This window comes from Dokdonella sp., assembly GCF_036518555.1.
Taxonomy (GTDB): Bacteria; Pseudomonadota; Gammaproteobacteria; order Xanthomonadales; family Rhodanobacteraceae; genus Dokdonella_A.
Window position 1 is genome coordinate 1 of the sequence record NZ_DATDMY010000146.1, and the last position, 9,965, is coordinate 9,965.

Sequence of the window (9,965 nt, forward strand, 5' to 3'; positions counted from 1 at the left end):
GTCGTACGACGAGCAGGCCGCGGCGAGCGACCTGCTCGAGACCGGCATCAAGGTCATCGACCTCGTCTGCCCGTTCGCCAAGGGCGGCAAGGTCGGCCTGTTCGGCGGCGCCGGCGTCGGCAAGACCGTCAACATGCTCGAGCTCATCAACAACATCGCGACCCAGCATTCGGGCCTGTCGGTGTTCGCCGGCGTCGGCGAGCGCACGCGCGAAGGCAACGACTTCTACCACGAGATGATCGATGCGGGCGTCGTCAAGCTCGACGACAAGACCCAGTCGAAGGTCGCGATGGTGTACGGCCAGATGAACGAGCCGCCGGGCAACCGCCTGCGCGTCGCGCTGACCGGCCTCACCATGGCCGAGTACTTCCGCGACGAAAAGGACGCCTCCGGCAAGGGCCGCGACGTGCTGTTCTTCGTCGACAACATCTACCGCTACACGCTCGCGGGCACGGAAGTGTCGGCGCTGCTCGGCCGCATGCCGTCCGCGGTGGGCTACCAGCCGACGCTCGCCGAGGAAATGGGCGTGCTGCAGGAGCGCATCACCTCGACCAAGACCGGCTCGATCACGTCGATCCAGGCCGTCTACGTCCCGGCCGACGACTACACCGACCCGTCGCCGGCGACGACGTTCGCCCACCTCGACTCGACCGTCGCGCTGTCGCGCGACATCGCTTCGCTCGGCATCTACCCGGCGGTGGATCCGCTCGCGTCGACGAGCCGCCAGCTCGATCCGCTCGTGATCGGCCAGGAGCATTACGACGTCGCGCGCCGCGTGCAGGGCACGCTGCAGCGCTACAAGGAGCTCAAGGACATCATCGCGATCCTTGGCATGGACGAGCTCAGTGAAGACGACCGCAACACGGTCTACCGCGCGCGCAAGATCGAGCGCTTCTTCTCGCAGCCGTTCACGGTCGCGCAGGTGTTCACCGGTGCGCCGGGCAAGTACGTCACGCTCAAGGAAACCATCCGCGGCTTCAAGATGATCTGCGACGGCGAGTGCGACCACCTGCCGGAACAGGCGTTCTACATGATCGGCGGCATCGACGAGGCCTTCGAGAAGGCCAAGGCGATGGAGAAGAAGGCCGCTTGAGGAACAGCAGGGCCGGGGACCGAGGGCTGAGGGCTGAAATCAGGAGCCCGCAGCTCGTCCGCTTCCGGCCCTCGGCCCTCAGCCCCCAGCGCTGTTTTTAGGAATTCACATGGCAACCACAATCCGCTGCGACATCGTCAGCGCCGAGGAAGAGATCTTCCACGGCCAGGCGCAGATGATCATCGCGACCGGCGAGATGGGCGAGCTCGGCATCGCGCCGCGCCACGCGCCGCTGATCACGCGACTCAAGCCGGGCCAGGTGCGCGTTCAGCTCGAGAACGGCGAAGAGCAGTTCTTCTACGTCTCCGGCGGCATCCTCGAGGTGCAGCCGCAGGTCGTGACCGTGCTCGCGGATACCGCGATCCGCGCCAAGGACCTCGACGAGGCCGCCGCGCGTGCGGCGAAGGACGACGCCGAGCGCGCGCTCGCGAACCGTACCGATGCACTCGAGGTCGCGCAGGCGCAGGCCCAGCTCGCGCAAGCGCTCGCGCAGCTGCAGGCGCTCGAGCGGCTGCGGCGCTCCCTCAAGCATTGAACCGTGCGATCCGTCCGGGATCGCATGGGTCAGCTGGGTCGATGGAGCCGTGAAGAATCCTGTTCTGCGCGGCTCCAGAGTGGCCATCCATGGCCACACTGTTCACGTGAAGCAAAGAACAACGCCGGCGCAAGCCGGCGTTTTATTTTTCTCTCAGCGGTAGACCCAGTGGCGCGAGGCGAGGAAGCTGCCGAGCGCGAGCGCGCCGTCGACGAGCGGCTTGCCTAGCCACGCACCGCGTAGCCCGAACAGCGCGTCGATCGCCGACACGCCCGCGGTGCTGAACACGGTACTCGTGCACCAGAGCAACACGTAGCGTCCGAGCTGGCGCCAGCCCGGGCGGCCAGCGTCCTGCGCGAACGTGTAGTTGCCGTTGAGCCAGAAGCCGAGCAGCGCGCCGGCCATGCGACCGGCGACGTTCGCGGCCGCGACCGATACCCCTGCGCGACTGAGCGCGAACATCACGCTCCAGTCGACGAGCCACTGCAGCACGCCGACGGCGACGAACGAACGCCCCTGCCGCAGCAGGCTCACGGCGCCCCCCGCGATGCATCGACCGACCACAGTTCCGCCGCACCGGCGGTCGCCACGCGCCGCGCACCGAGCGCGGCGAGCGCCGCGCGCTGCGCGTCGCCGAGGTGCTCGGGCCGCAGCAACAGCCAGCGCGCGTCGACGCCGCGGATCAGGGCCTGCCAGCCCGCATCGTCGCCGCTGGCGTCGGCAGCCATGCGTGCCCGTTCGAGCGCCGGCGCATAGTGCGACACGCTGCGTCCGCGCCGTGCGAGTTCGGCGATGTAGGGCGCTTGCGGATCGAGCGCGAGCACGACCGAGTCGCCATCGTCGCGCCGGCGCAACTCGGCGATCAGGGTGCGTTCGGGCGCGTAGCGCCGTAGCGCCTCGCTGGCGCCGTCCATGTTGCCGGCGAGCTTGCGCAAGGTATTGACCTGCAGCAGCCAGGTCCCGTTCGCCTGGAACGCGACATCGAGCGCACAGGTCGCGAGCACCACGCACGCCGCGCCGCGCGCGCCGAGCGAACGCGCGGCGGCGACGACCAGGGCGGGCAACAGCAGCACGAGGCCCGGGAACGCGTAGCGCGCGTATTGCATCGGCAGCAGCGGCAGCAGCAGCACGACGCTCGCGACGAGCGCGAGCGCGCGCGTCTCGCGGCGCGCGAGTGCGAGCAGCCATGCGCCGCCGAGCGCGACGAGCACGAAGCCGAAGCCGCCGTCCGCCGCTTCGAGGTAGCGATCCGTGTCGAACGTGATCGACCACGGCAGGGCGAAGCCGAAACCCGCGTGCCAGCGCGGATCGGCCAGCTGCGTGGGCGGCAGCAGCGGCGACGCGAACACCTGGTTGAACAACGGAAACAGCGGATTGCCGGTCGCCTGCCACGCGAACGCGTAGTTCGACCCGGCGAGTGCGGCGAACAGCACGAGCGCGACCGGCATGCGCGTCCAGTCGACGCGTCCGCGTGCGCGCGCGAGCGCCCACACGACGAGCACGAGCGCGCTCACTGCGCTGCCGAATTTCAGCGCGACCAGACCAGCGCAGAGCGCCGCGCCCGCCAGCAGGCGATCGCCGCGTGCGTCCACGATCGCGAGCGCGCACGCGAGCAGCAGTGCCGTCGCCGGCAACTCGGTGTGCATGCTGCCGAGCAGCGCGGCCAGCAGCGGCAGGCTCGCGCACAGCGCGAGCGTCAACCAGGCCGCGGCGACGTCCGCCCCCACGCGACGCGCGAGCCGCCACACGGCGCCGGCCACGACGAGCAGCCACAGCGCGTCGAGCGCGCCTCGCGCCTCGCGCCGTGCGATCACCTGCGCGATCGCCTGCAGCACGTCGCCGAGCCAGGGCGCGAGCGCCCATATCTGCTGCTCGGGATCCGCTGCGTAGGCGGCGTGGCGCTGCAGCTGGCTCGGCAGGCCGAGGTGGTAGGCGAGGTCGTCGGCCTGCATCGTCGGCAGCCAGGCGCCGACCGAGGCGAGGCCGAGCGCCAGCATGGCGACCGCGGCGAGGCGCGGCGATTCCGCGACGGCGGTCCGCCAACCGGCGCGTACGGCGACGAACCCGCGGCGTAGCGCGGCAGACCGCAGGATGCACGCGGCCACGAGCAGCGGCACGTACACCCACGCGCGATGGATCGGCCACTGCAACGTCCACCCCGCGAGCCCGCCGATCACGACGAGGCCGACCGCGAGTGCGAGCAACGCATCGTCGTCATCGCCGAGCAGCAGTCCACCCAGTGCGCATGCGCCGGCGCCGACCAAGGCGACCGCGAGTACCGGCAGCACGCCGGCGAACCACACGAGCGCCGCCGCCCAGACGCATGCGAACGCGGTTGCGAGCGACATCGCGCGCACGCGTCGCAGCAGGGTCGCCAGGCCGAACGAAACCAATGCGAGCACGAGGCCATCGACGCAGCGGTTCCACGTCAGCGCGAGCCAGAGGCGGTGCAGCACCAGGCCCGCCGCGCACGCGATCACGCCGGTCCAGACCAGGGCCGCGGCGGCGGTGGCGCGAGCAACTGCAGGCATCGTCGAATCCGGGCCGTGCGGCCGACCATGCTAGCAGTCCTATGCGATCCGTGACCGGCGTCGCGCACACGGGCCGCATCGCTAACGAGCGCATCACATCGACCTCGGCATCGGCGTGGCAGTATCGGCCGCGTTCGTCCGACCTTGCCGCCACCCATGCGTGCCGACTGCCGCCGTATCCTGCCGCTCCTGCTGCTGCCGTGCCTCGCGCACGCGCAGAACGCGTCGACGTTCACCGCACTCGACGGCTACGGCACCCTCGCGGCCGGCGGCGTCGTCGCGACCGTCGCCGGCGACGCGAACCGCAACGCATCGGCCCAGCTCGAATGGCGCGAACAGGGCTCACCCGCGTGGCGCGCCGGCCATCCGCTCGTGCGCGTCGACGCGACGCATTTCCTCGGCAGCCTGTTCTGGCTCGACGCGGGGCACGCCTACGACGTCCGCGTCACGCTCGCGGACCCGGACGGCGTCGGTGCAGTGCCGGCGCGTACCGCCAGCGTCGCCACGCGCGCGGAACCCACCGCGTTCGTTCCGTCGCGCACGCTCTACGTGGCGCCTTCGGGCTCCGATGCGCATGACGGCACGAGCCCGGCACAGGCGCTGAAGACGATCCAGCGCGCCGCGGACCTGTCGCGCCCGGGCGACCTCGTCTCGGTCGCCGCAGGCGTCTATCGCGAAAGCGTCGACGTGCCCGTCGCGGGCAGCGCGAGCGAGCCAATCGTCTTTCGAGGCGCGCCCGGCGCGATCCTCGACGGTGCCGATGCCGCGATCGCGGCGGGCGCGAACTGGACCGACGCGGGCAACGGCGTGTGGTCGCGCGCGACCGGGTTCGCGACCGCGCTCGTCGTCAGCGACCAGGGCCGGCTGTTCCCGTACGCGAGCCTCGCCGCGCTGCGCACGCTGTCGTCGGGCGCGCCCGGCGGCTTCCATTTCGACGGCACGACCTTGTCGGTGAAGTTCAGCGACGGTTCGACGCCCGTGCAGCGCCGCCTCGACGTCGCGCGCCTGCCCGCGGGCTTCGTCGTCGACGGCCTGCATCACGTGCGCATCGAGAACTTCGAGATCCGCCACTACGGCAGCGACGAATACGGCAAGGGCATCTACCTGCGCTACGCGAGCGACGTCATCGTCTCCGGCAATCGCCTGCACGAGAATGCGGCGACCGGAATATGGGTCAAGGGCGGCGACCGCAACCTCATCGAGCGCAACGAGATCGGTGACAGCTCGATCTTCGGCTGGCCGTGGGAGGCGACCCACGACAGCAGCGCGCAGAACAACGCGATCTATTTCACCAACGACGTCGGCCGCGGCAACGTGATCCGCCGCAACACGGTGCACGACACCTACGACGGCCTGCATCCGTGCGGCGACTCCGCGCCGCCTGCCGGGTTCAGCAACGAGACCGACGTCTACGAGAACACGATCTACCGCCACAACGACGACGCGATCGAGGCCGAGGGCTACTGCTCGAACGTCCGCATCTGGGCCAATCGCATCCGCGACAGCCTCATGGCATTCGCCGTCGCGCCGGCAGGCACGGGCCCCGTCTGGATCGTGCGCAACACCGCCTGGAACCTCGGCGACACGCACTCGGCGCTCGTCGACGGTTACACCTCGAGCGGCATCAAGATCAACAGCGACTATCCGACACCGGTCGGGCCGCTGCTGCTCTACCACAATACCTTCGCCACCACGGTGCCCGACACCGCCGCGATCGTGTTCCTCGATCCGGGCGTCACCACGTCACTCACGAGTCGCAACAACGTCTACGACGGCGCGCACTACGCACTGCGAAAGATCAACACGATCGCAGTGTCGTTCGACTACGACGACGTGCACGCGGCGACCGCGCCGCTCGCGCGCTGGTATGCCACCGACTACGCCGACCTCGCCGCGCTACGCTCGGGGACCGGGCAGGAACTGCACGGGATATCCGCGCCGCCGCTGCTCGCCGCGCCTGCCTCGGGCGACTTCATGCCGCTCGGCGCGAGCCCGCTCGTCGACCGCGGCGTCCTGCTGCCCGGCATCAACGACACCTACGCCGACGCGGCGCCCGACATCGGCGCGATCGAACGCATCGACCTCATCTTCGCCGACGGCTACGACTGATCCGGCCGGCGCTTGCCGGCGACGGACGGCGCGACGCGGGCATCGATCCGCCTCTAGAATGTGAGCCACGTCTCACCGACGGCTCCCGCGGCGGCCATCGGGCGCCGCTCGCCGGCGCCGGCCGCAACGGGCCCCGGTGGACGGGGTGGCGCGGACCGACCGCGACCTTGCGAGCCGGCACCGCGACGCGGCCGGCGTCCTGTTGAGAGGATGTTCCGTGACGAGCGCACCCCTGCACGTGATCGTACTCGCCGCCGGCGAGGGCAAGCGGATGAGATCGGCCAAGCCGAAGGTGCTGATGCCGCTCGCCGGCCGGCCGATGCTCGCCCACGTGCTCGACTCCGCGCGCGCATTGCAGCCTGCGCGCATCCACCTCGTCTACGGCCACCTCGGCGAACAGGTCAAGGCCGCCGTCACCGACCTCGGCGACCTGTCGTGGGTACACCAGGCCGAACAGCGCGGGACCGGCCACGCGGTCAAGCTCGCGATGCCCGACGTACCCGAAGGTGCGCGCGTGCTCGTGCTCTACGGCGACGTGCCGCTGATCCGAACCGACACCCTCGGCAAGCTGCTCGCGGTCGAGGCGCCGCTCGCCGCGCTCGTGACCCAGCTCGAGAACCCGTACGGCTACGGCCGCGTCGTGCGCGACGGCATCGGCCGCATCCGCGCGATCGTCGAGGAGAAGGACGCGACGCTCGAGCAACGCGCGATCACGTGGGTCAACAGCGGCATCCTCGCCGCCGACGCACGCCGCCTGCGCGTGTGGATCAACAACCTCACCGACGCGAACGCGCAACGCGAGTACTACCTCACCGACGTGTTCGAGCAGGCGAACGAGGAAGGCGAGCCGGCCGAGGCGGTGCCATGCATCAATCCACAGGAAGTGTTCGGCGCGAACGACCCGTGGCAGCTCGCCGGGCTCGAACGCATGCACCAGCGCCTGCGCGCGACCCAGCTCGCGGCCGCCGGCGTGCGCTTCGCCGATCCCGTTCGCTTCGACGTGCGCGGCGACGTACGCGTCGGTCGCGACGTCGAGATCGACATCGACGTGATCCTCGAGGGCCTGGTCGAACTCGGCGACGAAGTCCGCATCGGGCCGTTCTGCCGCGTGCGCAACTCGACCCTCGCCGCCGGCACGGTCGTGCATTCGCACTGCAACCTCGACGGCGTCGTCACCCACGGTCCATGCGACATCGGCCCGTTCGCGCGCCTGCGTCCCGGCACCGAACTCGGCGCGCACGCACGCATCGGCAACTTCGTCGAGACGAAGAAGGCGCGCTTCGGCGAGCATTCGAAGGCGAACCACCTTGCCTACATCGGCGATGCCGAAGTCGGTCGCGACGTCAACATCGGCGCCGGAACGATCACCTGCAACTACGACGGCGTCGACAAGCACGTGACGACGATCGAGGACGGTGCGTTCATCGGTTCCAACACCGCGCTCGTCGCACCCGTGCGCATCGGCAAGGACGCGACGATCGGCGCCGGCTCGGTGATCGGCAAGGAAGCGCCTGCGGGCGAACTCACCGTCGCGCGCGCGCGCCAGGCGACGGTGCCGGGCTGGCAGCGGCCGAAGAAGAGGACCTGAATAGCACGGTGTCGTCGTCTCGGGCAGTGCCTCGGCCATCAGCCGGCCATTCCCCGGGATGGTCGCCGGTTGCGCGTCGCCATAGTCCGTTTGCGTCATTGTCGCAAAGCGTGCTGATGTTTCGTGCAGGACTACGAGCAACCATTACCTGTAGCAAAACGGATAGTCCCGCACACGGGAATCCCGTTTCTCAGGAACACGCAAGGACAATGAAATGAGCTGGAGCAGGAATGCAGCATGGATCGCTTTGCTCGCCGTGGCCAGCGTGGCCGGCCCGGCACGAGCGGACGACAAGGACTACGAGGCCCTCTTTGGCGCGTTGCGCACCAAGGTCGCCGAACGCAAACCGTACGAACCCGAAGCGGTCCGACAGCAGATCGACCACGCGTACTCGCAGATCATCGATTGTCCGGCAGGCAAAGAGCCGGAGGAATCGGTCGCCCATGTCGGCATCGAAGGCGTGGAGTACTCGTACAACAACATCTATCTCGACGACAACGACCAGCTCGACGGCCAGTTCTGCTTCTACATCGCCGAGCCCCTGCATCGCCGGCTCACCGCGGCGGAGGGCCGGGATTTTTCCGCGGCATTGCTCATGCCGGACACGCAGCGCTTCATGCCGGGGTTGCCCACGACCGAGGAGCTGGCGGCACGCGCGAGGATCGGTGAGAAGCACTTCGCGGAACTGCGTGCGGTGGTCGCGAGCGGGATCGGCGTGCCCAAGGAAGTTGAATATGTCCCCTCAGGAATTCCGAATTCCGAGGAGCTTGTGGATTGTTCCAAGGTATCCTTCGAGGAATTGGATGGCCGCGCAGGTGCCATTTCTTTCGAAGTTCCCGCCGGCCGCATTCAGCCCATCTACAACGACACATACGACTGGTTGGTTCTTAAGCGTGCAGAGACGAACTGCGTCCTTATAAGGTCGCCCCTGCGTAGAGGACTGACCGCGGAAGAGGCGCGCGATCTGCTCAGCGCGGTGCGCTTGGATTTAGGTTACTCCGATGAGTTTCGCCGAACTGCCGACCGGGAGGGAGCTACGTTGCCGCCGAATCCAGTCCAAACGCCCATGGCCGCGCCAAAGTCCGAGCAGTCCCACCCAAGAAAATAGTCATCCCGCGTTCCCCGCGTCGCCTATCCGGCGCTCTTGGTCGATTCAAGGCATCCTTCAATGCAATCGCTGTCCAAAAATTGACCCAATTGCAGGACCGGGTCTACCGCCAGCGCGTCGGCTTTACGCCTACATGACCGTCGCGCATACGCTATTTGGCTCCCGGGGCAGGCTCACAGGCTCCCCGACATTGACCGCGGCGTGATACCGAGCGCACGCTCGATCGCGGCGGTGTCGTAGAGCTTGCCGCCCTTGACCACGGTCGCGACCTTGCGGATGTCGCCGATGTCGCGGGTCGGATCGCCGTCGACGAGCAGCAGGTCGGCGTACTTGCCCGGCGCGATCACGCCGCGGTCGCGCGTGACGCCCATGACCTCCGCCGGCGTGAGCGTCGCCATGCGCAGCACGTCGGCCGGCGCGATGCCCGCATTCGCATAGAGCTCGAGCTCGTGGTGCAGCTGGTAACCGGCGAGCGCGTCGGTGCCGGGGATGATCGTCACGCCGGCGTCGTGCAGCGCCTTCAGCAGCGCGAGCATCGCCGGGAACGCGGCGCGGTACGCGTCTTCCTGCCCCTTCGGCACCGGCAGCGAGTTGCCGTACAGGCCGCGCCGCACCTGCGGCGGCAGTCGCGGCGCGACGGTCTCGAGCCCGGGCACGATCGCGGCCGGATCGCCGTTGAACAGGTTCTCGAAGATCGTCATGGTCGGGTCGAGCACCGTGTGGTGCGCCTTCAGGAACGCGATGAACTCGCGCACCTCGGGCTTGTCCGGCGTGAACTCGCGCGCGTGCTCGGCGACCTTGATGAAGCGGTCGCGGTTGCGCGTTTCCTTCACTTCAGGAAAGAGGAAGTTCAGCACGATGAAGTTGAGGTGCTGGATCTCGTCGGCGCCGCCTTCGACGAACTGGCGCGCGGACATGAACGCGGGCACGTGGCCGCTCACGCGCAGGCCGCGCTCGTGCGCGCGCGCGGCGATCAGCGGCATCAGTTCCGGCTTGATCGA

General features: G+C 68.9%; 8 protein-coding genes. 5 read left to right on the forward strand and 3 right to left on the reverse strand.

The window, feature by feature from the left end; translation table 11 throughout:
- The coding region (atpD, locus tag VI238_RS08900) for a F0F1 ATP synthase subunit beta (RefSeq protein WP_331650549.1) at positions 1-1,093 on the forward strand (1,093 nt) is incomplete at its 5' end.
- A 109-nt stretch (positions 1,094-1,202) separates the two neighbouring features.
- Positions 1,203-1,628: a F0F1 ATP synthase subunit epsilon gene (locus VI238_RS08905; RefSeq protein WP_331650551.1), complete on the forward strand. Its 426-nt coding sequence runs from the start codon at positions 1,203-1,205 to the stop codon at positions 1,626-1,628.
- A gap of 153 nt (positions 1,629-1,781) precedes the next feature.
- Here the strand turns inward: VI238_RS08905 and VI238_RS08910 are convergent, their stop codons facing one another.
- Positions 1,782-2,162 carry a GtrA family protein gene (locus tag VI238_RS08910; RefSeq protein WP_331650553.1) on the reverse strand — a complete coding sequence of 127 codons (381 nt, stop codon included), beginning with the start codon at positions 2,160-2,162 and terminating at the stop codon, positions 1,782-1,784.
- On the reverse strand, positions 2,159-4,159 hold the full coding sequence (locus VI238_RS08915; protein WP_331650555.1) for a hypothetical protein: 2,001 nt from the start codon (positions 4,157-4,159) through the stop codon (positions 2,159-2,161). Before VI238_RS08915 ends, VI238_RS08910 begins: the two co-directional genes overlap by 4 nt.
- 156 nt (positions 4,160-4,315) lie before the next feature.
- Between VI238_RS08915 and VI238_RS08920 the strand changes: the two genes are divergently transcribed.
- The 3 genes from VI238_RS08920 to VI238_RS08930 all read left to right on the forward strand — a co-directional run bounded on the left by VI238_RS08920 (position 4,316) and on the right by VI238_RS08930 (position 8,964).
- Positions 4,316-6,268 (forward strand): right-handed parallel beta-helix repeat-containing protein, encoded by a 1,953-nt coding sequence (locus tag VI238_RS08920; RefSeq protein WP_331650557.1) that lies wholly within the window; start codon positions 4,316-4,318, stop codon positions 6,266-6,268.
- A 217-nt stretch (positions 6,269-6,485) separates the two neighbouring features.
- Positions 6,486-7,856, forward strand: coding sequence for a bifunctional UDP-N-acetylglucosamine diphosphorylase/glucosamine-1-phosphate N-acetyltransferase GlmU (gene glmU / locus VI238_RS08925; protein ID WP_331650559.1), 1,371 nt, complete (start codon positions 6,486-6,488; stop codon positions 7,854-7,856).
- A gap of 214 nt (positions 7,857-8,070) precedes the next feature.
- Positions 8,071-8,964: a hypothetical protein gene (locus VI238_RS08930; RefSeq protein ID WP_331650561.1), complete on the forward strand. Its 894-nt coding sequence runs from the start codon at positions 8,071-8,073 to the stop codon at positions 8,962-8,964.
- A 173-nt stretch (positions 8,965-9,137) separates the two neighbouring features.
- On the opposite strand, the gene VI238_RS08935 is transcribed toward VI238_RS08930, so the two are convergent.
- Positions 9,138-9,965 (reverse strand): amidohydrolase family protein (locus tag VI238_RS08935; protein ID WP_331650563.1); only part of this gene is annotated, 828 nt, incomplete at its 5' end.